We start from the raw sequence: 24,849 nt of genomic DNA on the forward strand, positions 1-24,849 counted from the left end.
ACTCAAATACAATAAAAGATTTTGAATATATATTAGAAGAAGAAAATGGAATAAAATTACACATTTGGTTTATAAAAACTAATTTTAAAAGTCCATCAATGGTTAATTAAAATAAAACTCCAGGAATATACCTGGAGTTTTTGTTATAATATATTTCTATATTTCTATATTAAAAAACTGCCTTGCTATTAAACCAATAACAAATGATAAGATCATAACACTAAAACTAATAAATAACATTTCAAAGAAATAATGTTTAAATGTTTTTTCCTGAACAACAGAAACAAAGAAAGAAAAGAATACTATAACAATTATTGCGTTAAATATAGTAAAAATTAAGGCTATTAATGGATTTGAAAAAATAAAATAAGGAACAACGAGTAAAAAAACAGTTATAATATATGCAATTCCAGTATAAATTGAAGCTTTCAAAGGGTTCTTGGAGTTTTTATCAGCTTTTTGCGAAAGATATTCCGATGCTGACATAGAAAATGATGCAGCAATTCCAGTAATCAAACCCGATAAAGCGACGAGTCTGGAATTCTGAAATGCAAAGGTTAAACCAGCCAATGTTCCCGTTAATTCTACCAGTGCATCATTTAACCCCAAAACCATAGAACTGATATAATGTATTTTTTCTTCATCTATTAAACTCAATAACTGTTTTTCATGCTTGTTTTCATCTGCTATTATATTTTCAAATTCAGGCACATGTTTTTTAATTTCCTCATAATTTATTTGGGCGGATTCTTCACCTTTTTCCATAGCATTTAAAGCAAAAGTCAAACCAAAAACGTAAGAAAGTAAAATATACCAGAAAATAAAAAATTTATTTGGTTGAATTTCTATTTTTGTATGATTTTTTATTAATTGATAATGTTTATATTCATCTTTTGCAATTTCTTCTAAAACGTGTCCGTTTTTCCCTTTAATCCTTTTGGATAATTTTAAATAAACATAATATTCTGTAATTTCATTTTTTTGGAAATTTATCAATTGATTTTTAATTTTTTCATCCACAATTACACCTCCAACTTATAATCAAAATCAACCGTAACTTCGGGATAATCAACATTTATTTTTTCAACAAATTCAGGATTATTTTTTATAATCTGTTTTATTCCAGAATCGCCCTGTATATTTAGAATATCATAAAATAAAGCTCTTTTTATTAATGTAGGAAAGCCTTTTTTGTCTTTATAATATGGAGCTATAATTGGTTTTTCTGATGTGGTATTCAATATTGTTGTTACTATATTTCTTGGAATAAGCGGCATATCTCCAAGAAATATTAGCACACTTTCATAATTATATTTTAAAGCAAATTTTATAGCTTCTTTAACAGATGAAGAAATTCCATTTTTATAGTTATGGTTTTTTATTATTTTAAAATTATTATAATCAAAATTTTTTTTAATACTTTCCCATTTTTCATTCACAATCATTAATTTATCAATATCAAATTTATTTAAAAGGTCTATAGTCCATTGCAATAACGCTTTTCCATTATATTCAAATAAAAGCTTATTGTCTTTAAATCTTGTAGAAAGCCCTGCAGCGAGTATAACTCCCAGTATTTTCATTTTAAAAATCCTCCTTTATGCTGTATAATATATGTTAAGATTATATCACAAAAAAGGAGGAGTTTTATGAAAGGAAAGATTATTTTAATATATTTTATAATTTTAACCACATTTATATTTTCAAAAAATATAACAATATGGTTTGAATATGAAGGGATAGATGAACTTAAAAGCATTGCAATTGAATTTGAAAAAGAATATCCTGATATTAAAGTTAATATTATTAAACAAAAGAGAATTCCAGATAAAATTTTTACTGCTTTCAAAGGTAATGGCGAATTGCCTGATTTAATTTTATTGAAAAATGATGATGTAGGAAGGTTGAAAGAAGCGTATTTAATAGAATCTTTAGATGAGATAAAAAAAGAATTTGAAAATAGTTTAATAAAGGATTCATTTGAAGCGTTTAAAGAAAATGACCATTATTTTGGAGTTCCGTTTTATTTTGATACGCAAATCCTTTATTATAATAAAAAAATATTATCTGAATATAATATTCATTTAGATGAAAGTTATACCTTTGAAGATTTGTTGAAGGTTTCGAATTTAATAAAAAAAGATGGTAAATATATTGGATTAGCTTGGGGAGCAAATTCTCCATATTGGTTCCCAACAATACAATGGGCTTTTGGAAAAAAAGGATTATATTCAAACGGTAGAATTTTAGTTAATGATTCAAGCACTTTAAAAGCTATTAATTTTATCAATAAAGTTATAAATGTGGATAAATCTGCGGATTTAATTGAGAGGCAAGGATTGATTTCCGGATTAAAAAACAACAAAATAGGAATGATTTTCTTTGGTAGTTTTATGATACCTGATTTTATAAAATCAAATACAGCTTTTGGAATTTTACCTTTACCGTATATAGAAGAAGCAAATAATTATATGACACCTATTATAGATTATAAGGGTTTTAGTGTAATTAAAGGGAGAAAATCTAAAGAAGTTTTAAGCTTTTTAAAATTTATAATAGATAAAAAATCCCAGATAGATTTCTGTAAAGATTTATATAAATTTCCGGTTAATAAATATGCATTTGATATTTTAAAAGGAAAGGATGAATATTTCAAAACTGCATATAGATCTGTAGAGATTGGAAAGCCAATGCCAACATCAGCATTCTTTAAGGCGAAATACTGGAAAGGTATTAGAACAATGCTTACGCTTATTTTAGCAACAAATAATAATATTGATGAAATAATTACAAAAACACAGAATTTTATGGATCAGAAATGAAAAGGAAAACATATATTTTAATATTGCCGGCTGCGATTTTGATTACATTTATTTTAATAATACCAATGATATATTTACTAAAAACATCGCTATATTTATCTCCATTTGGAGATAATATAGCGTATGTTGGAATTCAAAATTATTTAAAGGTTTTAAATGATTCTGGTGTATCTATAGCTGTTAAAATCAGTTTTTTATGGTCTTCAATTATTTCTACTGTAGTGATAATTTTAGGCATTATACTGGCTTATTTAATTGAAGAAAAGATAAAGAATAAAAAGTTAATATTTTTCTTAATTATGATTCCATGGATTATCCCTTCATATATGGGAGTTTTGATTTGGCGAGCTTTAATATATGGTTATGGTACTGATTCATTAATAAAAAATCTATTTCATTTGAATACAAATCTTTTTACAGATGCAATGGCAGGATTTGGATGGGGAGTTTTTGTAAGTATATGGCTTGAATTACCTATTGTTGTTATGGTTTTAATTTCAGCATTTCAGGAGGTTCCAAAAGAGCTACATCTTGCTGCGAAAATAGATGGAGCTAATTCTTTAAATACGTTAATAAACATAACAATTCCTTATATTAAGCCCACAATAATTTCATGGTTCTTAATTACTTTTGCAAATCACTTTAAGGATTTTACCGTTCCGTTTTTATTAACATCTGGTGGGCCGCCTTTGTTTGACGGTCTTACCAGCCATAGTATTGTTGGTATAACTACTACTATGGGAGTTTTTAACTATTTCATTTCAAATACATACTTTGATTTTGGAATAATTTCAGCTTATAGCATTATTTCTGCGTTTTTCGTTATGCTTATAGCCTTTATTTTCTTAACAAGAAGAACAATTAATTTAAAAAAATTCATTCTATTTATAGTTTCAATAAAAGTATTAACTTTCTTTTTCATCAAAAACCCTTTATTGTTATTATCCGCAGCATTATATTTTATTCTTTTGAAGAAAAGAAACCTATTTGCTGTGATTGTATTTTTGGATATGACAATAATGATTATAAGCATTAGATTAAATGGATTTTGGAATGGATTTGATTTTGTTCCCGTAATTTCATTAATGTGGATAATTTTCAAGGAAAAAACACCAGTTATACCACAAATAAAAAGATTTGACAATTTAAAAATAATAAAATTTGCATTTATAGGTATTATAATCTTTATTATAATCCTTCCATTTTATCATATACTTATAATTTCTATCTCAAATACCAATGATATTATAGTTTCTCTAATTCCACCGGAAATCACAATAAACAATTACGAACGTATTTTTTCTGAAGTTCACATAGAAAAGAATTTATTAAATACTATTATAATATCTTCTCTAACTGCTTTGATGGTTCCAGTTTTTGCGTATCCACTTGCATTATTCATATCGAAAAAACGTTTGAATTGGGTTTTGCCATTATTGATTTTTATGGATTTTCTTGGTGGAGTACATTCTATAATTGCGCTTTTTATGGTATTTAAAAGTCTGAATTTATTAAATTCATTATTTGGTTTGTCTCTGGTTTATACGACACATACATTACCAATGGCAACTTTTTTAATAAAAGGATACATAGATAAAATACCAAAGGAACTGGAAGAAAATGCTATACTTGATACTACAAAAATAAAATCATATTTTTATATAATTTTTCCATTAACAATTCCAGCTATATTAGTTTCAGCTTTAATCGGTTTTATGAAAGGATGGAATGGATTTATTCCTGCTTTAATGTTATTAAATAAAGATAGTCTTTATCCAATTTCGGTAAAGCTGTATTCATTTATTGGCGAACTTGGAACATCATATCCAAAATGGGATTTGTTCGCTGCATCATCAATACTTAATATGATATTTTTGGGTATTATATTTATATTTATTAGAAAACCACTAATGAATGGAGTTTTAAAAGACAGGTTTTAATAAATTTTTAAAATTTGATTGGGAGGGTGAATATGAAAATAAAGGATATTATTCCTGTGGCACTTGGGAAAGAGAAGCCAGATGTCTTATTGAAAAATGCAAAACTTGTTAATGTTTTTACAGGCGAAATAGAAGAAACAAATGTTGCTTTATTTAGAAAAAGAATAGCAGGAATTGGTGATTATGATGATGGAAAAGAAATAATAGATTTAGAAGGTATGTATTTATTACCTGGTTTTATCAATGCCCATTTGCATATAGAAAGTTCCATGCTATCACCACGGCAATTTGCTAAAGCTGTATTGTTAAGAGGTACAACAACCGTAATTGCAGATCCACATGAAATTTCAAATGTTTTAGGACTTGATGGATTAGAATATATGATAAAATCTACAGAAGGAATACCTTTAAATGTATATATAGCCATACCTTCTGCAGTTCCTGCTACAACTATGGAAACATCAGGTGCAAGATTGGGGCCTGAAGATATGGTAGGATTTGTTGATTCATATCCAAATAGAATAATAGCACTTGGTGAAGTGATGAATTTTCCAGGTGTAATAAATAGAGATTCAGAATTATTAACGAAAATAGAAATTCTCAGACATATGTATAAAAAAATAGATGGGCATGCGCCAGGAGTTCGAGGTAAGGAATTAAATGCATATATTGATGCATTTATTAGATCTGATCATGAATGTACAACCAAAGAAGAAGCGCTGGAAAAGATTAGTAAAGGTATGCAGGTATTTATAAGAGAAGGCACAGCAGCAAAAAATCTTGATGCTCTAATTGAAGCAGTTAATCCAATGAATCATCATAGTTTTTCATTTTGTACAGATGATAGAGAACCTCTTGATATATTAAAAGATGGAGACATTGATTATCTTGTAAGAAAAAGTATTGAAAAAGGAATTGATCCTATAATAGCTATAAGAATGGCAACTATAAACACCGCAAGGTATTATAATTTGAGAAGTATGGGGGCTGTAGCTCCGGGATATAAAGCCGATATGATAGTTGTTGATGATTTAGAAAAAATGAATATACGAATGGTATTTAAAGATTCCAGAATGGTAGTTAAAGATGGTGTTTTTGTAGATAAAATGGAAGGAGTATATAATGATTTACCAAAAAAATTTGGAAAAGTTGTTTTACCAAAATTTTCAGTGGATGATTTAAAAGTAAAAAATAAAGGAGGAAAAATACGCGTAATTAAGATATATGAAGGATCATTATTAACCGATGAAATAATTGTAGAACCTGAAGTTGAGAATGGTTTTGTGGTTCCTGACATAAAGAATGATATTATAAAAATTGCAATTTTTGAAAGGCATACAGGAACTAATTTTTCAATTGGATTTGTCAAAGGTTTTGGAATAAAACGTGGAGCTGTTGGAACGAGTGTGGGGCATGATTCACATAATATAGGAATTATTGGTACAAATGATAAAGATATGTTTATAGCCGTAAAAGAGATAGAAAAAATGAATGGTGGTATGGTTGTTGTTGAAAATGAAAAAATTTTAGCAAGATTGTCACTTCCAATAGCTGGATTAATGACCGATAAAAATTTAGAGGCAGTTGTGGAAGAGCTGGAATTTCTGGAAGAGAAAATGCGAGAACTCGGTGGAATAGATGCAACATTTATGACATTATCCTTTTTACAATTAGCCGTTATACCAACGTTAAAAATTACCAATAATGGCCTTGTTAATGTTAATAAACAGGAATATGTGGATTTATTTGTAAAATAATCATTTTTATGCGTTTTAAAAAATGGGGGATTTATAGTAAAATTATATTAAGTTTAGATTTATTTCATTTTTTAAAGGAGGGGTTTATATGAAGAAGATTTTAGTTGTTTTATTAATTGCTGTGTTATCTTTGACTTTATTTGGTAAGGTGAAGGTTGCCTTATTGATAAATGGAACATTGGGAGATAAATCATTCTTTGATTCAGCGGCAAGAGGAATGAAATGGGCTGAAGAAAAGCTGGGAGTGGAAACAAAAATTATAGAGATGGGATATAATCCTTCTGAGTGGGAACCAACACTGGAAGATATATCCGATTTAGGTGAATACGATCTAATCATTGTTGGAACATGGCAGATGGTTGAATTATTACAGAGAATAGCTCCATTATATCCAGAAAATAAATATATTATTTTTGATGATGCTGTAGATTATTCTCAGGGAAATTTACAAAATGTATATTCTATTACTTATAAGCAAAATGAAGGTTCTTTCTTAGCTGGTGCTATGGCTGCATTGGTTTCAAAGTCAGATAAATTTAAATATTCTGTACCAAATAAAAAGGTTATAGGTTTTCTTGGTGGTATGGATATTCCTGTTATAAACGACTTTTTAGTTGGATATATTGAAGGTGCAAAATATATTGATCCTGATATGAAAGTGTTAATTTCTTATGTTGGAGCATGGAATGACCCTGCAAAAGGAAAAGAATTTACATTATCTATGTATAGACAGGGAGCAGATGTTGTATTTGCAGTTGCTGGTGAAACAGGAAATGGAGTTTTAGCTGCTGCTAAGGAAATGAATAGATGGTCAATAGGTGTTGATTCTGATATGCAATTATTATATGAAGAAAAAGATATGGATATAGTAAAACATACATTAACATCTATGATGAAAAATGTTGATTATTCATTATTTAGAGCGATAAAATTATATTTAGAAGGAAAGATGCCATTGGGTAGAGTAGAAGCTTTAGGTTTAAAAGAAAGAGGTATAGGATTAGCTGATAATAAATATTTCAGAGAAGTAATGAAATCTGATCCATGGGTATTGGTAAAATTAAGAGAAATTGAACTAGCAATTATTAGAGGGGATATCACAGTTCCAACTGCATATGGAATGAGCAATGAAGAGTTAAATAAAATTAGAAATTCTGTAAGGCCATAATAACAAAAGAAAAATATAATATAAACAGATGGGGGCTAATAAGCCCCTATTTTATTAAAAGCAAATATTTTTTTAGATTATATTTGTATAAAATCTAATTATCAATTCTTATTAAGAAAGGTGAGAGGTATGAGTGAATATGTACTTGAGATGAGAAATATATGGAAAGTATATCCTAACGGTGTTACGGCAAATAAAGGGGTTAATTTAAGAGTAAAAAAAGGCGAGATTCATGCTTTGCTTGGCGAAAATGGTGCTGGTAAAAGTACATTGATGAAAATTTTATTTGGTTTTGAAAAACCAACCGAGGGAGAAATTTATTATAATGGCGAATTGGTGCATATTAATTCGCCAGACAAAGCTATAGAATTGAAAATAGGAATGGTTCATCAGCATTTTATGCTTGTTCCATCACTAACTGTTGTTGAAAATGTTGTTCTTGGAATGGAACCACGAAAAGGTTTTTCAATAGATTTAAAAAAATCTATTGAATTTGTAAAAAATGAAATGAATAAATATGGCTTACCTGTTCCATTGATGGAAAAGGTAAAAGATATAAGTGTTGGTATGAAACAAAGAGTGGAAATAATAAAAACGCTTGTAAGAGGAGCAGATTTAATAATTTTAGATGAACCAACAGCTGTTTTAACTCCACAGGAAACGGTAGAATTATTTAAAGCACTGAAAAATCTAACAAAGGCTGGAAAAACTGTTATATTTATTACGCATAAATTAAATGAAGTGAAGGAAATTGCGGATAGAATAACAGTTTTAAGAAGAGGTAGAACCATTGGTGAGGCAGAAGTAAAGGATATAACTGAAAAGGATATGTCAAGAATGATGGTAGGAAGAGACGTTGATATAAGTATAGAAAAAACACCCTCAAAACCAGGAAGAATAGTATTGGAAGCAAAAAATATAGAATACACGAGATTTGATGGAGTAAAGATGTTAAAAGGTATTAATTTGAAATTAAGAGAAGGCGAAATACTTGGAATAGCTGGTGTTGAAGGAAATGGACAAACTGAATTGGTAGATATTATTACAGGAATGGATAAACCTGAAGAAGGTGAAATATTTATTTTTGAAAAAAGTATGATGAATGCAAATAATCCACATGAATTCAGGAAAGTTGGCATGAGTTTTATTCCTGCGGATAGAATGATATATGGTGTATCAAAAGAAGATACAATTGAGGAAAATTTAATTAGTGACAGATTTGAAAAAGAACCATTTTCTAAAAAAGGTGTATTAAGATATAATAAAATAACAGAATTTGCAAGAAAAATGATAGATGAATTTGATATTAGAACAGATGGGCCTAAAACAGCTGTAAAAATGCTGTCAGGTGGTAATATTCAAAAAGTAGTTGTTGCAAGAGAATTTACATCAAATTCCAAAATAATAGTTGCTGATCAACCAACAAGAGGTATAGATATTGCAGCAGCTGATTTTATAAGAAGACGTCTTGTAAAGGAAAGAGATAATAATGTAGCTGTTCTATTAATTTCTTCGGATTTAACAGAATTATTAGAAGTTTCTGATAGAATACTTGTAATATATCATGGTGAATTCGTAGCTCATTTTGAGGATATTTCTCAAATAAATGAAAATATACTTGGTGAATATATGCTTGGAATAAAGAAAATGTCAAAAGAAGAAATGGGTGATTTAATATGAAGTCGACAAAAAGATATGAAATTTACAGAACATTAATAGCTATAGCTATAGCGTTAGCGCTAGGATATATATTAATTTTAATCTCAGCTTTTCCAAAAGGAGATATAGCATTTTTTGAAAAATTAAAAACAGCTATTAAAGATGCAAATAAAGCCTTCCAAACATTTTTATTGTCACCTGTACTGAAGTATAGACGCGGAAATTGGATATTTAATCTAAGAGGTTTTATTCAATGGATGAATGAAAGTGTTCCTATAATTATAACAGGGCTTGCAGTTTCGCTGGTATTTACTGCGAAACATTTTAACATTGGTGCAGAAGGACAATTGTTTCTTGGAGCAGCTATCGCTACAGGAGCAGCAATATATTTTCCGTCTATTCCAATAATCACACCTATAATTGTAATTCTTATAGCTTCATTAGTAGGTGCAGGATGGTCAGCAATTCCGGGGTATTTAAAATCCAAATGGAATGCTTCTGAAGTTGTTACCTCATTAATGCTTAATTATGTAGCTCTTTATATGGGGTTATTTATAATAAAAACATTTTTAAGAGATCCAAACGCAGGTCAGTTGGTATCATTAAAATTTTCTGATTCGGCGTCTTTATTTCTATTAAATACCAGATACAGATGGCATAGTGGAATAATAATAGCAATTGTAATGAGTATAGCTTTATGGTTTATTATGAAAAAAACAACGTGGGGATATAAGGTTAGATTAGTTGGAAACAATAAGTACTTTGCACATTATTCAGGAATAAATACACAAAAGACATTTTTTCAGGTTCATTTATTAAGTGGAGCTATTGCTGGTACCGCTGGAATAATAGAATTATTAGGATATTATGGAAGATTCGTGTGGTTATATTCCCCAGGTTATGGTTGGGATGGAATAATTATAGCAACACTTGCAAGGAACAATCCAATATATGTTCCATTTGCGGCATTATTTCTTTCATATATAAGAGTTGGGGCTAAAACAATGGGAAGATATACGAATATACCTCCAGAAATGGTATCTATTTTACAAGCAACTATAATTTTATTGGTAACAGCAGAAGCATTTTTATCTCAAATGAGACAGAAAGCAATAGAGAAAGAAGCCAAAAAAAGTGAAGAAGTAATAACTGGTGGTGAGATACATGAATAGCGTATTAAGTTCAATATTATCATGGGATTTTATATCTTCTGGAATAAGAGTTACAACCCCTGTTTTATTAGCAGCTTTAGGGGCTCTTGTTGCTGAATTGGCTGGAACGCCTAATATTGCACTTGAAGGAACCATGTTGTTTTCGGCATTTGTTGGTGTTATAATAAGTGGATTTACGCAGAGCTTATGGCTTTCCGTAATAGGAGCATTGCTAACAGGTATAATAATGTCATCCATCTTAGCCTATTTTTCTTTAAAATTAAAAACGGATATTATAATGGCTGCAATAGCTTTAAATATATTTGCGAGTGGTGGAACAATATATGCATTATATCTATTAACCGGAGATAAAGGATCATCAGCTTCTTTAAAATCATTGGTTTTGCCGAATATTGATATACCTATAATAAAAAATATACCAATATTAGGAGATATTTTAAGTGGTCATCATATATTGACGTATGTTGCTATAATTTTAGTATTTTTAATACAGTATATGTTATATAAAACTCCATTGGGTTTAAGGATTAGATCTGTTGGAGAATCTCCAGATGCTGCACGTTCTGTTGGAATATCTGTTTTCAAAACACAATATATAGCTTTAATTATTAGTGGTATGCTCGCAAGTCTTGGAGGTATATTTTTATCTATGGGATATGTCTCGTGGTTTGCCAGAGACATGACATCAGGTAGAGGTTTTATAGCGCTTGCTGCTCAGGCTTTGGGAGGGACATCAGCATATGGTGTTGCTTTGGGTTCGTTGTTATTTGGTTTCTCAGAAGCGTTATCATTTTCATTACAATTCCTTGATATTCCATATGAGGTAACTCAATCAATGCCGTTTATAATTACGGTAGGAGCGCTTGCTTTTTATGCATGGAGTAAAACAAAAAGTAAAAGGAATAAAGAATTATAAAATGTTATCCCGATAAAGGAGGAAAATATGAAAGGGAAAATATCACTTCTGGGATTATTTACAGCATTTTTAATAGTAACATCATGGATTAAAGTACCAACACCATTTGGGGTACCGTTTACATTACAGGTATTTGGCATAATCTTAACAATATATTTTCTTAAAAAAGATGCGTGGAAGCCTGTATTGATTTATATTTTACTTGGTACTTTAGGATTGCCTGTTTTTGCTGGGTTTAGTGGGGGAATATCTGTTATATTAGGTCCAACTGGTGGATATATAATAGGTTTTCTATTGGCAACATTTATATCCAACTTTCCTTTTGAAAATATAATAAAAGGTTTTCTAGCAATTTTAATAATTTATATATCAGGAATTTCAGGATTAATGATGAATTTAAATATTTCATTTGTAAAAGCTATTAAAATAGGATTTTTACCATTTATAACTTTTGATATTATAAAAGTAATACTTGCATATTATACATACAAATTAACTCAAAAATATGAAATCAATATTTTAAAGCATTAATCAGGACATTACTGTCCTGATTAATGTTAATAGTTGCTATCAGGAGGATATTATGTTTTTAGATTTTTTATATAATATAAACCTAACAAGAGATCAAAAAAATGCTGCAAATCAATTGGATAAATTTTTATATAATACAGAAGATTTTTTAATAATCCAGGGTAGTGCTGGAACAGGAAAAACATTTTTAATTTCGAAATTTGCTGGATATTTAAAAAGAAAAAATAAAAATTTTATTTTCCTTGCACCAACTGGAAGAGCAGCAAACATAATATCTCAAAAATCTTCATTTAATGCAAAAACAGTTCACAGCGAAATTTATGATTTTATGTATGAAAAAGTAAGTGTGGAAAATAATGAATTTAAAGTTTTTTTTGAAATTAAAAATTATCAAATAAAAGATACCATTTTTATTATTGATGAAAGTTCTATGATTTCTGATATAGACATATTTAATGAAAATTTAGTTTTTGGTAGTGGAAAATTATTATCTGACTTAATTACATATGTTTTTAGAATAGGATATAACAATAAAATTATTTTCCTTGGTGATGAAAACCAATTGCCACCAATTGGTTCAAAAATATCTCCAGCATTGAATAAATATTATATTGAAAATAATTTTGATTTAAAAGGTGATAAAATATATCTTGAAGATATCATAAGACAAAAAGAAGATAGTTATATATTAAAGAATGCAAATAAACTTAAGGAAAAAATAAAAGCAAAAGATTTTCTTGAAATAAAATTTGATTATTCCGATGATTTTATTGAAAAAACTAACTTTCTTGAAACATATGATTATTTTAATCTAGCAAAAAATATAATTATTTGTTCAACGAACAAAATTGCATTGGAATATAATAAAAAAATACGAAAAAACTATGGATACAAAGAAATTTTAGAAGTAGGAGATATTCTGATTAATACTAAAAATTCAAAGTATTTTAATAAACCTATATTTAATGGGGAATTTTTTAAAGTAAAAGAGATATATAATCATATTAAAGATTTTGTATATATAAAAAATGAAAAAGCTATTCCAGTAGAATTTCATGATGTTATACTTGAAAATATAGAAAATAAAGAAAACATAGATTGTAGAATTTTTTCAAATTCCTTATTTTCTGAAAAAACAGATATAGATGATTTATCTTATCAGGCATTATATGTTTATGCAATTAAAGAAATTAAAGAAAATTTTGATATATATTTTGAAGAAGAATTATTAGAAAAAATAAAGGGAAATAGAACATTTAATGCATTACATGTAAAATACGGATATGCCGTTACAGCTCACAAAGCACAAGGTGGAGAATGGGATAATGTATTTATTGATGCAAAATATTACGGTAATTATAAATCGAAAGAGTATTTTAAATGGTTATATACATCAATAACAAGAGCAAAAAAAATTGTATTTATTAAAAACATACCAATAAAATCAACAATATTTGAAAATGTAGAAGTAAATTATAATTTTACTATAAAAAATAATATCAAAATATCATATAATTTAATTTTTCCGGATAGCAACTTAAAAAAAGTATATAATGAATTTTTGAATATTGTATCCAGAAAAGATTTTCAGATTATAGGTAATCAGCATTTTCAATATCAGGAAATATATTTTCTTAAAAAAGATAAAGATTATCTAAAAGTTCAGCTATACTATAATAAAAATTTTGAAGTAACAAAAATCAAAGTTATGGAAAGCACATCTGCAGAAAAAATACAGGAATTTTTGTCTTTATTTTCAAAAAATCAAATAAAAGCAGAAAGAAAAATTAAAGATAATAAAGATAATAATAGATGTATAAAAGCTTATGTGGATGGAAGCTATGATAATACATTAAAAAGATATGGTGCTGGTATAGTTATTATTAAGAAAGATAGCAATATAGAAGAATATTATACATATGGAGAAAAATATTTAAAATATAGAAATGTTGCTGGTGAAATAATAGCAACATTATTATTATTTGAATATGCAAAAAATGAAAATATAAAATGTCTGGAAATATATTATGATTATTCAGGAATAGCAAATTGGGCTCTTGGATTATGGAAAACAAATACAGAATTAACGAAATTTTATAAAGAAAAATTTGAATATTATAAAAAATATATCGATATTAATTTTAAAAAAGTTCAGGCTCACTCAGGAGATAAATTCAATAATTTAGCAGATGAGCTTGCTAAAAAAGCAGTTTTTGAAAAAAAGAAATTTATAAAATATGATATAAACTTTTGATATTTATCATTATATTATAATCATTATAATTCCAAGACTAACAAATGATATAAAGAATACTGTATCTTTGAACGACCATTGAAATTCTTTATATCGAGTTCGCCCTTCCCAGCCATTATAACAACGAGCTTCCATTGCAATACTCAGTTCATCAGCTCTTCTTAATGCAGAAACGAGCAAAGGAATTATTATAGCAACCAAACCTTTTAACCTTCCAGATATTTTTCTCGAATCAAAATTAGCTCCTCTACTCATCTGTGCCTTAAAAATTCTTTCTGCTTCACTGGCCATAACTGGTATAAATCTTATAGCAATAGTCATAACCATAGATAATTCATGAGCAAAAGATCTTTTAACTCTAAACCAAATTAACACATCTTCCATAGCATTTGCAAGAGATGTTGGAGATGTTGTCAAGGTTAAAACCGAGGATAACATAATAGCAAAAAACAGTCTAAATGTAATAATTGAAGCATTTGCTAATCCTTTATCTGTAATTTTTATAAACCATAATTGATAAATTACATTACCATCATAATTGAATAGTTGTACTATAAATGCAAAAAGTATAAGCATCCACATGGATTTTATGGATTTTCCGTACATTTTTAATTCAATTTTTGATAATAACATAAGCAATAAGGTATAAAAAGACATTAAAGTAACATCATAAAAACTATTTATTGTAAATGCAAAGCCTGCTAAAAAGAATAATCCTATTAATTTGGCTCTTGGATCTAAAGAGTGCATAATAGAGTTTTTTTCAACATATCGACCTATAGCAATATTTTCTGCAAACATATTACACCACCTAATAAATAAGTTTACTATAACAATTATACTATCTATTTTTATTCATATTGAATTCTTTATGTTAACATTTTCGAACGCTTATATTTTTATAATAAAAAATGTGGAGTTTTCACCCCACATCATTAATTTTCTTTGGCTTTTAATTCTTCTAATTTTAATTCAATTTCTTTTAGTTCGTTGTTTATTGCTTCCCATTCTTTTTCAAGATTTTTATCATGTTCATCATGTCCCATATACTTTTTAATAGCCTCTTTTTCCCCTTCTAAAAATTTTTTCCTTTCTAATAACTTTTTTAATTCACTCATAATATCCCCCCTTCGTATTGTGAAAAAAATCATTTAAATAAATACTCACCTTCATTTAAATTTTACCATTTATTTTCAAAAATGTCAATTAATTATATTTTTTTAAATTTTCAAACAATAATTTAATAAATTTTTCTCTATTTATATCCAGTGCCCATTTAGAGTTTGGTTCTTTTAAATGCCAATAATCAACAACGGTCTCTCCATATGTTAATTCTCCTTTAGTTTCGACCTGCGCATAATATTCTTCAAAGTCAAATATATCAGGATTAATTAAATATGCAATAGTACATGGATCATGCAAAGGTGCACCTTTTATTTTAAATACATCATAATACGTTTGATGAAAAAATTCCAATAAAATTCCCATTTTTGAGACTATTTCAGATGACATTTTTTGAATCTCTTTTATTTCACCCATATATATTTTCGCTTTATGAGTTACATCAAGAGGAAATACTGTTAGATTAAAACCTGCATTAAACACTATTTGAGCAGCTTCTGGATCGGCATATATATTAAACTCAGCTCTTGGTGTAACATTTCCAAATTCTATTCCGCCACCCATAATTATTAATTCTTTTACCAGAGGTACTAAATCTGGATAATTTAAAGCAAATTTTGCTATATTTGTTAACGGACCAACTGCGACTAAAGTAATTTCATCAGGATTATTTGATATAGTTTCAGCCATATATTCCAGATAATTTTTATTTTCTGGCATTTTGGATGGTTCTGGTAAATTGGCTCCTTCTAATCCACTTTCACCATGTATATCTGGAGCAACAATTTGTTTTCTTAAAAGTGGTTTATCTGATCCTTTAAAAACAGGGACATTTAAATTAGCCATTTCAGTTAATATTAAGGCATTTCTTAGAGTATTTTTCAAATATGAATTTCCAGCTACAGCAACTATTCCAAGTAATTCTATTTCTTCTGCAATACCTGCCAATAAAATAGCTACAGCATCATCATGTCCAGGATCACAATCAAGTATTATCTTTTTTTTCATACGATTCCCCCCTTTTTTTTGACATAATATTATATATACACGGTCTAAAAAGTCTCAAATGAAACGAAGACTCGAAGATTGCCCTTAAAATTATGAATGAAAGCCGTCAAAATTACATGGAAGTAATTTTGAGCGAAACAATACACGATGTATTGTTTGAGCGACGGCTGAGAATGAATAATTTTAAGGATAAGCAATCGAGCTGTCTGAGTGAATTTGACTTTTTAGACAACCTATATTATATGTTTTATTTTGCACTTTTAAAATTATTAATTATATAATTTTCAGTGGTTTGTATTAAAAAGATATCTCTTTTGTTAGGTTGTGGATATTCAGAAACTCCTGAAATAAAAATTTTATCATCTTTTATTGTTAAATCTGTAAATATTGTGTCCTGAGAATTTATCTGAAAAGTTTTTGCCCATTTTAAATTACCAGATAGGTCAAATTTTAATATTATACCCTTTCTTTTTAAGGTGTTTTTTTCTCTATACCATCCAATTGAATAAAAATAACTACCGTTTATTTTTGAAGTTATTAAATTGACATCATTCGTAAAAGGTATTTTCTTTTCATAAATTTTGAATCCATTTCCATCAATTTTGGTTATAAATGGTTGTAAAGTATCCTGAAAAGATGTTCCAATAATAATATATTCGTTTTTAGATACTAAAATTAGATCCGAAGCCATATCGTTTTTAGGTGTTCCGCTTGTCAAATCCCATATTTTTTTTCCTAATTCATTTGTTTTTATTATATAATAGTCATATCCGCCATCACCAAAGGAGTTGGTACTTGATAGTAAAAGAAATGAATATTTATCTATTCTTTTTAATTTACTTCCGAATTCAAATTCATCTCCTCCAAAGTCCCTTGTCCAAATTCTAAATCCTTTTTTGTTAAATTTTGAAAATTGTATATTTGTAACCATATTATCAGTTCCAACGGTTCCAAGTGTATATATATATCCATTATCAAAATATAAATCGTTAATGGAATCTCTTTTTGAGCTACCAGTTACTACATCCCAGTTTATGTTTCCCTCTGGTGAAATAGAATATAATAGCATGTCACCCCTCAAATCCTTTTCAGATGAAAATCCACCAATTATAATATTATTATCATTTGTTAAATCTATAGCTGTAGCATATTTATCATGGCTGTTTCCAAAATTCCAGGCACGCAAATTTGAAAAATTTGTCATGATAGAACCATATAATAACTCTAAAACTTTATTTGAATTTATAGTATAACCTGTAAAATATATTATATTATCTTTTAACTTAAATCTTGAAATCATCTGATTTTCAGGTAATTTTATTCGTTTTATCACGAAATTAAGTGAGTCGGTTGAAAATGAGGACCAATCAGAAGTTTTTATTTGTTTTTTATCTTTTGCAGTAACTCTCCATATATATTTAGTATTCGGCTCTAAGGATATAACTAATTCATTATGTTTTATATTGCTTATCTTTTTGTTTTTTAACAAACCACTGCTTATTTCTTTTAACTGAATTTCAAATGTAACTGTTGTACTTTCATATTCTGGTAATGTCCATTTTAAAGAAACGGTAAAATCCTGTATTTTTTTATCAAATTGTGGATTTATTATTACAGGGGTTGGTAATGCAGATTGTATATTATTATTAATATTAAAATTATCTTTTATAATTTTAAAAGATATAAATTCATTATCTTTTTTTTCCATTTGTTGAATATCGCTATCAAAAATTTCTACTATTTTATTTCCAGTTTCATCAATTATTGTAAAAATAAAGGAATTATGGTTTGTTACTACAATATCCATAATTTTCATATTTTTAAAAAACTTCTTCCATATTATATTTCCATTTAAGTCAGTGGAATATAATATATCGTTTCCAAAAACTATTAATCCGTTTTTTGTCAATAATATATGGTCGGGATTATCTATATTCAACACAATTTTTTTATTTAAATTTTTAATATCCTGAATAATAACCTCAGTATTTTTTATTATATAAATTTTTCCATTGTGGAGGAAGGCATTTCTAAAATTTTCAGAAATCTTTATCATTTGATTATTATAGGAAAACAGGTATAAGATATTACTTATTCTTAATAACATGTAGTATTCGTTTAAATCAAGAATATTAGCAGATAATTTAAAATCTTTCAAAATTTTTCCAGAATAGTTTATTATTAAAATTCTGTTTGTTGTATTTATGACTATTGCATTTTTAAAAGGATATATGTTTTTGATTTTTTCGTCAAAATTCAAATTGATTACTTTTTCAAAATTCCTATATATTTCAAGCAAATTTTTTGAATAAAGAAGAATATAATTATTTATAGTTTTTATTTTTTCATAGTTTTGAGAAATTTCTATGGATTTTTCATATAAACCTTCTTTTATATTATACAATTTTATTTTATTCTTTGATAATAAATATATATATTTATTATCTATCGATATGTCAAGATATTCATCATTAATTGTATAAATCAATTTTTTATCATCATCATAAGCTTCGATAACATTTGTGTATAAATTAAAAAGTGTATTATTAAAATATAAAAGCTTTTTGCTTTTTTCTATTAGCGATATCCAGATTTGTTCACCATTATTGAAATTGCGTGTTTTAAATGACCAGATAGGACTTTCATATGTATTATTTCCATCTTTTGCCACAATTTTCCAATAATATATAGTTGCAGGTTTTAAAATCTTTACAAGATATATATTTGTTGGGAGGTTAGAAACATATAAGCGGGGAGTTTTTGTCTCCCCTAAATATATATCATATATTAATTTTTTATCACTACTTGTAGTCCATTTTAAAATTAATGATGTTGGTGAGATGTTTTCCTGATTGTTTTCCGGATAAACAGAAGTAAAATTTATATTTGAAAATGATATAAATGTTATAAAAAGGAAAATAAATATATTAATAAACTTTTTGATGGTATCACCACACTTTTATTATTTTAAATGATTTTGTTGGTGAATTTATGTTTTCAGTAGATATTGTAATTTTGAATCCTCTGGATATAGTATTTCCTGCACGATCTTCAGCTTTAATTTCAATTATACTCTCATTTAAAGGCAATTCAATTTTATCATTTTTTATATAAGCCTTTTTTATATATGAATGACTTTTAAATTCATCTATAGTTAATTTAGTTGAATCAATTGAATCTATATAAAAATTACTTTCAACAGTTTTATCTTCGTTGTTTACCATTAATTTAATATCTTTTATTTCGACATCATCTGTAATTTCGGCAATAAGAGTTAAAGTGGTTGATGCGGTTGAATATTTATTAGGTTCGAGAATTTTAATTATAGGAGCTTCACCGCCAATTTTTATGCTTTTTTCATAGGTAGTAGTGTTTGATGCTCTATCTGTTACTGATATGTATAAATCTAAAGTGTCTCCAATTATGTAGTCTTGGGCGTTAAAGTCATCAGTTGTTATAGTAGCATCTTTATCATGTTTTCCATCCTTTATTGATTGAGAAGCAGGTGTGTAATAAATCATCTTATCATTATTTGAAATACTCAAATTATAATCAGCAATATCAGCGTAATTTTCAACATCAATATCTTTTATATATGTTACAATATTGAACGTTCCTTCAACAGTATCGTATACACTTTCAGAAGGTAATAATTTTATTTCTGGTTTTCTCCCTACTTTTAATTCTTTTTTCAGAGAGGTTTTATTACCAATATTATCTTCTGCAGTTATTACAATATTAAGAGTTTTACCATCTGGAATATTATCAATTTCATATGGATTTAAAGAGCTTACTTCTATTTCATTTTCACCAATTCTATCAAATTTTAGAGCGCTTATTACCTGGTTATCAATGGAAATTTCCCAATTTTTCAGATAAATATCATCTGAAATCCTGAATTTCAGATTGAAACTACTGTCTACAAAATTTGATGTTGGTTCTAATAATTGAATAACCGGTTTTTTATCTTCTTTTAATGTACATCCTGCAAGCAATAAAAGAAAAATAATTGCTATTAGAAATTTTTTCATAATATATCCTCCCCACATAGACTATTATTCAATATATTAATTTTATTTTAAAAATGTTATTAATCCATCAAGTTTTGCAGCCCATAAAAGCAATGTTTTAACCTTTATATCTTCAAAATGTACATTTTCAATTTCAGCTATAGAAGGTTTTATGTGCATATAAGATAAAATTATTTTTATAATATCCTCAAATGTGTTTAAATAATACTCTAAGAGCGTATCGAAGTCTATGAGGTTTAATTCATAATCAGAAATGAACCGAGCTAGTTCAAAGTGTAAATCTTTCATTTCTTCTATTATGTCATTAACAAAAACATCTAAACTGCTGAAATTACCAAATGCTCTATCCTGATAAAATCTCAATAAAAAGCGTGAAATCAATATTCCTTTTCCATCTTTCCATATATATTTTGTTAAAAGTGTTGATATTCTTTCGGAAAGTCCATAATCTATACCACTTAATAAATAGGCATTTAATAATAATTCAATACCATCAATATCCTCATTTGGATCCTCTTTTATAAGATTCATTATCTCTATATTATTTTTCTTTAAATTTCTGTATAATCCTAATTTATCAATTTCACCATATTCATCAAAAGAATTTATCAAAGATTCCACATAATTTTTATCAGCAATATTTTCTAAATAATCAAGATAAGAATCAATATTATCTATTATTAAAGGCATATTTCCATACATTCCATAATTATTTAATTCAATAGATATCTTTTTTGCAATGTCTATTTCATCATTGGATAAAAGTGAAAACATATAAAATGTTTTTGCAGATATTTCAAATTCTGTATTTTTTAACATTTCATAATATTTTTTGGTACTTTCAATATCTCCAATAATAGCAGATAATTTTACCAATAATAATAGAATTAGATTTTTATTCTCTTCTTTAGCGATTTCTAAAGCTTTTTTTGCTGTTTCATAAGCTTTTATATATTCACCAATATTTCTATAAGATATAGATAATTCATGAAGTATAAAATCTTCTTCGTAAATATTTGCAGCCTTTTCTAATTTTTTGGTTGCTTCTATATGTCTTCCGAGTTTTGCATATGTATAAGCAATGTTATATAGCAATTCATAATTTTCAGGGTCTTTTTTCAAGCCTTTTTCCTGTATTTTCATAGCATCTTCAAATCTTTGTAGTTGATTAAATAATATTCCTAATCTTACATAAGCAGCGGAAAATTCAGGATCTTTTTTTAATATAGTATTAAGTTCCTCTATTGCTTCAGAAAATAATCCATTTTCAATATATATATCAGCAATTTTTAAACGAGGAATAATGAATTCAGGATTTAATTCTAAAGCATTTTTATAAGCTTCAAGAGCTTCTTCGTAAATTTTTCTTTCAAACATTAAATTTCCCAGTTCAAAATGACCGAGATAAAAATTTGGATTTTTTACTATAGATTCTTTTAATTCCAATTCTGCTAACTCATCTTGTTCGCTTTTTTTTAGCAAAAGTGATCTATAGAAATTAAATCTATAATCTTCTCCACCAAATTTCTTTGCTTTATTTAAATATAAGTTTGCATTTTCAAAATCATTTTTGTTTAAAGCATCTTTAAATGCCTCATAATAAAAATATACGAGATAACTTTTATAATATTCATCTTTTGAAATTTCATATTGTGCTTCTAATCCTCTTAAAATAACGTTAAGAGGTAATTTGTTTTTATCTGTAATGTTTTTCATATCATCTACTAATATTGGCATTTTTACAGGCAAATTATATAATTTTGCATATTCTGGTTTTAAATCTAAATAGACAATAGCGTATTTTAATCCCATGATTTTTCCTCCCTTTTTTCATTGAGTTCCATAACATATGCAATTATTTTAGCAACAATAAAATACATTTCTTCAGGAATGTCTGAAGGTATATCAAGGCTATACAATTCATTTACAGTTTTTGTATTTTTCAGTATAGGTATATTATTTTCTTTGGCAATTTCAATGATTTTATCAGCGATTTTTCCTATACCTTTGGCAATTACAGTTGGAACCTCATCTTTAAATTCTTCATATTTTATAGCCACAACTTTTTTATCCATATAATCCCTTCTTATTTAATTTTTCTGTATTTTCTAAAGTGTTGATTTGTAAAGCATTAATTTTAATCCCATCTTTTTCTATTTCATTAATTAAATGATTTATATTATTTTTAAAATCATCAATATTCTTTTCTATATTAAAATTAATTGTTATGGAATTGTCTTTCTTATATACAATGCTATTTATCAAACCAAATTTATTAGAAATAAAAGAAAAAGCTATTCTTTTTATCTTTTTTTGCTGTTGTTTTTCATAATCTATTTCATCGCTAATATTAAAAAAAATAGGCATTCCAAATAATTGAAAAAATACGAAGTTCGGCTCTTGAATAGATTCAAATTGTGAGAAGTTTTTATATGCATTCAATGCCTTATGAAATATTTTGTTTTTTTGTGTTTTTATATAATATGCTTTTTCATCTGTTTTTGCTTTATGTGGAATCTTATTACTTTTTTCATTTTTTTTATTATTTTCGTTTATATTTAAGGAATTTATGTCCTTTTTTTCAAATTTTATAAAATGCTCATTTTTTTGATTTTTTACAATTTGATCATTATTTTCATTTGTAATGTTTTTGAGTATATCTGTTGGTTCTTTTTCTTTGTTTATCATAATTGTATTTTCAATCATTTTATTTATGATTTTTGCGCTGTCATTAGGATCAGGGATCTTTAAACTTTTGTTTTCTATAATACTTTTTGCAATTTCTTTTATAAAGGTTTTAATAAAATTATTAGCACTATTAATATTTTTTTTATTGTCTGGAGTGATAGTATATTTTTCTAAGAGATTATAGTTCTTTGGAAAAATGTTTTTAATAAATTTTCCTAACCAGGTTATAAAATTTTTTATTTGTGGACTTTTCATGTTTCCAATTAATTTTAATTCTATATTTTCATTTAATAAAGGAAATTTTAAAGAGTATTCTTTTTCAGATTCTCTGATGTTTTGATTTTCTATAATAAATAAAAGTTCTTTCGCCTGTGTAATATTAGTATTTTTGCTTTTTTCATCGATAACATTAATATAATCTCCAGCTTTTATGTTTTCTGGTAATTTTGGATTTTCAATAATTATCCTTTTATTTTTATCTATTTTTAATTGAATAATATCATCATCTATTGCCTCTATTAAGGCAATTAATGTTTTTATATTTTTTGTTTTTGTTAATTCTTTTATAATCCCAAAATTAAAAAATTTAATGCCATTTAGAATAAAAAATCCCTCACTTTAAAATATCATAATCTTCAGGATAATCGTATACAACTTTTCCATATTTTCCATCTGATAATTCTTTTAAAAAAGTACTCATAGCTCTTTCAATATCATAAGTATTACCAGTAGCAATAAAATTTCTTCTTTTAGCGAATAATTCGAGAAATTTTATATGATCTTCAGGAATACTATCTGATTTTAAAGCTTTTTTAATTATATCTGGATATTTTTCTTTAAAAAAGTTGAAACCATATTCTATTGCAAATTCTTTTTCATCTTCTTCTGGTTTAATTGAACCTATTAGTATAAGTTTATATAATATTTTTTTATTGTATATTTCACTATATAAAATACCTGGTGTATCGAGTAACATAAATTGATTGTTAACACTTATCCATTGAAGACCTCTTGTAATTCCTGGGGTATTGCCCACCCTTAAAGCTTTTTTCCCTTTTATACTATTAATTAAGGTTGATTTTCCAACATTTGGTATACCAGCAACCATTACCCTCAATTCGCTAAACTTTTTTGGAAACGATTTATAAACTATTTTTGTTAAAAAACTTCTTACACTTACTTTTTTTAAAGATGTTTTTAAAACTTTATATTCTTTATCTCTATAATATTTTTCCCAGAATTTTAGCTTGCTTTCATCAGCAATGTCAATTTTGTTAAAAAGAATAATTCTTTCTTTATTTTTAAACAGGTCATCATATTCATAAGCTCTACTTGCATAAGGAGCTCTTGCATCAACTAATTCCAGTATTCCCTGAACAGTTTTTAAATATGTTTTAATTTTTCCTTTTGCTTTTTTTATATGGCCAGGATACCACATTTTTTCACCTTCTTATCTCTGTGTTTGATTTGTTTTTATAAAAAATCTTACTTCTATTTTAGTTTATAAAAAAGAGAAATAACAAAAAATCCGGGAACTTCCCGGATTAATACTGGTGCCCCCAGGAGGAATCGAACCTCCATTTGCGGATTAGGAATCCGCCGTTCTATCCGTTGAACTATGAGGGCGAGATTGATTTTTTTAGGACTATAAGTATTTTAACAAAAAAAATGAGTAAAATCAATAAAGAAAATATAAAGATAAAATTAAAAAGAAGAAGCATAAAAGCAAATATATGATATAATAAAAAAGAAATAAAATATCAGAAGGTGAAAAATATGGG

General features: G+C 26.9%; 20 protein-coding genes and 1 tRNA gene. 9 read left to right on the plus strand and 12 right to left on the minus strand.

The annotated features are described in order from the left end of the window. Window positions 1-156: 156 nt before the first annotated feature. The gene (locus tag X275_RS06180) at window positions 157-1,020 is read right to left on the minus strand and encodes a VIT1/CCC1 transporter family protein (RefSeq protein ID WP_231588290.1); all 864 of its coding nucleotides are present in this window, start codon (window positions 1,018-1,020) and stop codon (window positions 157-159) included. A 2-nt stretch (window positions 1,021-1,022) separates the two neighbouring features. After that, the gene (locus X275_RS06185; RefSeq protein ID WP_047268026.1) at window positions 1,023-1,583 is read right to left on the minus strand and encodes a nucleotidyltransferase family protein; all 561 of its coding nucleotides are present in this window, start codon (window positions 1,581-1,583) and stop codon (window positions 1,023-1,025) included. Window positions 1,584-1,649: 66 nt separating this feature from the next. On the opposite strand from X275_RS06185, the gene X275_RS06190 reads away from it, so the two are divergent. The 9 genes from X275_RS06190 (at window position 1,650) to X275_RS11100 (ending at window position 14,219) form a co-directional block, all read left to right on the plus strand. Then, complete coding sequence (locus tag X275_RS06190; RefSeq protein ID WP_047268027.1) at window positions 1,650-2,822, plus strand: sugar ABC transporter substrate-binding protein; 1,173 nt, start codon at window positions 1,650-1,652, stop codon at window positions 2,820-2,822. Continuing rightward, complete coding sequence (locus X275_RS06195; RefSeq protein WP_047268028.1) at window positions 2,819-4,762, plus strand: ABC transporter permease; 1,944 nt, start codon at window positions 2,819-2,821, stop codon at window positions 4,760-4,762. Before X275_RS06190 ends, X275_RS06195 begins: the two co-directional genes overlap by 4 nt. A gap of 32 nt (window positions 4,763-4,794) precedes the next feature. Next, the gene (gene ade, locus X275_RS06200) at window positions 4,795-6,519 is read left to right on the plus strand and encodes an adenine deaminase (RefSeq protein ID WP_047268029.1); all 1,725 of its coding nucleotides are present in this window, start codon (window positions 4,795-4,797) and stop codon (window positions 6,517-6,519) included. A gap of 88 nt (window positions 6,520-6,607) precedes the next feature. Continuing rightward, window positions 6,608-7,687, plus strand: a complete 1,080-nt coding sequence (locus tag X275_RS06205; RefSeq protein WP_047268030.1) for a BMP family ABC transporter substrate-binding protein — start codon at window positions 6,608-6,610, stop codon at window positions 7,685-7,687. A 129-nt stretch (window positions 7,688-7,816) separates the two neighbouring features. Further along, entirely contained in the window at window positions 7,817-9,367 is a 1,551-nt protein-coding gene (locus tag X275_RS06210; protein ID WP_047268031.1) for an ABC transporter ATP-binding protein, read from the plus strand. Then, entirely contained in the window at window positions 9,364-10,518 is a 1,155-nt protein-coding gene (locus X275_RS06215; protein ID WP_047268032.1) for an ABC transporter permease, read from the plus strand. The genes X275_RS06210 and X275_RS06215 overlap by 4 nt, the downstream gene beginning before the upstream one ends. Continuing rightward, window positions 10,511-11,434 (plus strand): ABC transporter permease, encoded by a 924-nt coding sequence (locus X275_RS06220; protein ID WP_047268033.1) that lies wholly within the window; start codon window positions 10,511-10,513, stop codon window positions 11,432-11,434. The genes X275_RS06215 and X275_RS06220 overlap by 8 nt, the downstream gene beginning before the upstream one ends. Window positions 11,435-11,461: 27 nt before the next feature. Further along, the gene (locus tag X275_RS06225; RefSeq protein WP_047268034.1) at window positions 11,462-11,965 is read left to right on the plus strand and encodes a biotin transporter BioY; all 504 of its coding nucleotides are present in this window, start codon (window positions 11,462-11,464) and stop codon (window positions 11,963-11,965) included. Between the two features lie 52 nt (window positions 11,966-12,017). After that, window positions 12,018-14,219: an AAA family ATPase gene (locus X275_RS11100; RefSeq protein ID WP_052913693.1), complete on the plus strand. Its 2,202-nt coding sequence runs from the start codon at window positions 12,018-12,020 to the stop codon at window positions 14,217-14,219. A 9-nt stretch (window positions 14,220-14,228) separates the two neighbouring features. Here X275_RS11100 and X275_RS06235 read toward each other — a convergent pair whose 3' ends face one another. From X275_RS06235 to X275_RS06280, 10 genes are all read right to left on the minus strand, one after another. Next, window positions 14,229-15,020 (minus strand): energy-coupling factor transporter transmembrane component T family protein, encoded by a 792-nt coding sequence (locus X275_RS06235; RefSeq protein WP_047268035.1) that lies wholly within the window; start codon window positions 15,018-15,020, stop codon window positions 14,229-14,231. A 134-nt stretch (window positions 15,021-15,154) separates the two neighbouring features. Beyond that, a complete protein-coding gene (locus X275_RS06240; protein ID WP_047268036.1) occupies window positions 15,155-15,337 on the minus strand; it encodes a hypothetical protein in 183 nt (60 codons plus the stop codon). Window positions 15,338-15,425: 88 nt separating this feature from the next. Further along, window positions 15,426-16,349 carry a nucleoside hydrolase gene (locus tag X275_RS06245; protein WP_047268037.1) on the minus strand — a complete coding sequence of 308 codons (924 nt, stop codon included), beginning with the start codon at window positions 16,347-16,349 and terminating at the stop codon, window positions 15,426-15,428. Between the two features lie 247 nt (window positions 16,350-16,596). Continuing rightward, on the minus strand, window positions 16,597-19,020 hold the full coding sequence (locus tag X275_RS06250) for a fibronectin type III domain-containing protein (RefSeq protein ID WP_047268038.1): 2,424 nt from the start codon (window positions 19,018-19,020) through the stop codon (window positions 16,597-16,599). Between the two features lie 277 nt (window positions 19,021-19,297). After that, entirely contained in the window at window positions 19,298-20,380 is a 1,083-nt protein-coding gene (locus X275_RS06255) for a hypothetical protein (RefSeq protein ID WP_047268039.1), read from the minus strand. A gap of 42 nt (window positions 20,381-20,422) precedes the next feature. Further along, window positions 20,423-22,192: a tetratricopeptide repeat protein gene (locus X275_RS11105; protein WP_052913695.1), complete on the minus strand. Its 1,770-nt coding sequence runs from the start codon at window positions 22,190-22,192 to the stop codon at window positions 20,423-20,425. Continuing rightward, a complete protein-coding gene (locus X275_RS06265) occupies window positions 22,183-22,455 on the minus strand; it encodes an EscU/YscU/HrcU family type III secretion system export apparatus switch protein (protein ID WP_047265537.1) in 273 nt (90 codons plus the stop codon). Before X275_RS06265 ends, X275_RS11105 begins: the two co-directional genes overlap by 10 nt. Further along, window positions 22,448-23,323, minus strand: a complete 876-nt coding sequence (locus tag X275_RS06270) for a hypothetical protein (protein WP_047268040.1) — start codon at window positions 23,321-23,323, stop codon at window positions 22,448-22,450. Before X275_RS06270 ends, X275_RS06265 begins: the two co-directional genes overlap by 8 nt. A 358-nt stretch (window positions 23,324-23,681) precedes the next feature. Next, window positions 23,682-24,506 (minus strand): ribosome biogenesis GTPase YlqF, encoded by an 825-nt coding sequence (gene ylqF / locus X275_RS06275; protein ID WP_047268041.1) that lies wholly within the window; start codon window positions 24,504-24,506, stop codon window positions 23,682-23,684. Between the two features lie 113 nt (window positions 24,507-24,619). Further along, window positions 24,620-24,694 (minus strand) — tRNA-Arg (locus X275_RS06280). Between the last annotated feature and the right edge of the window lie 155 nt (window positions 24,695-24,849).

The sequence above is a fragment of the Marinitoga sp. 1197 genome (assembly GCF_001021165.1).
Taxonomy (GTDB): domain Bacteria; phylum Thermotogota; class Thermotogae; order Petrotogales; family Petrotogaceae; genus Marinitoga.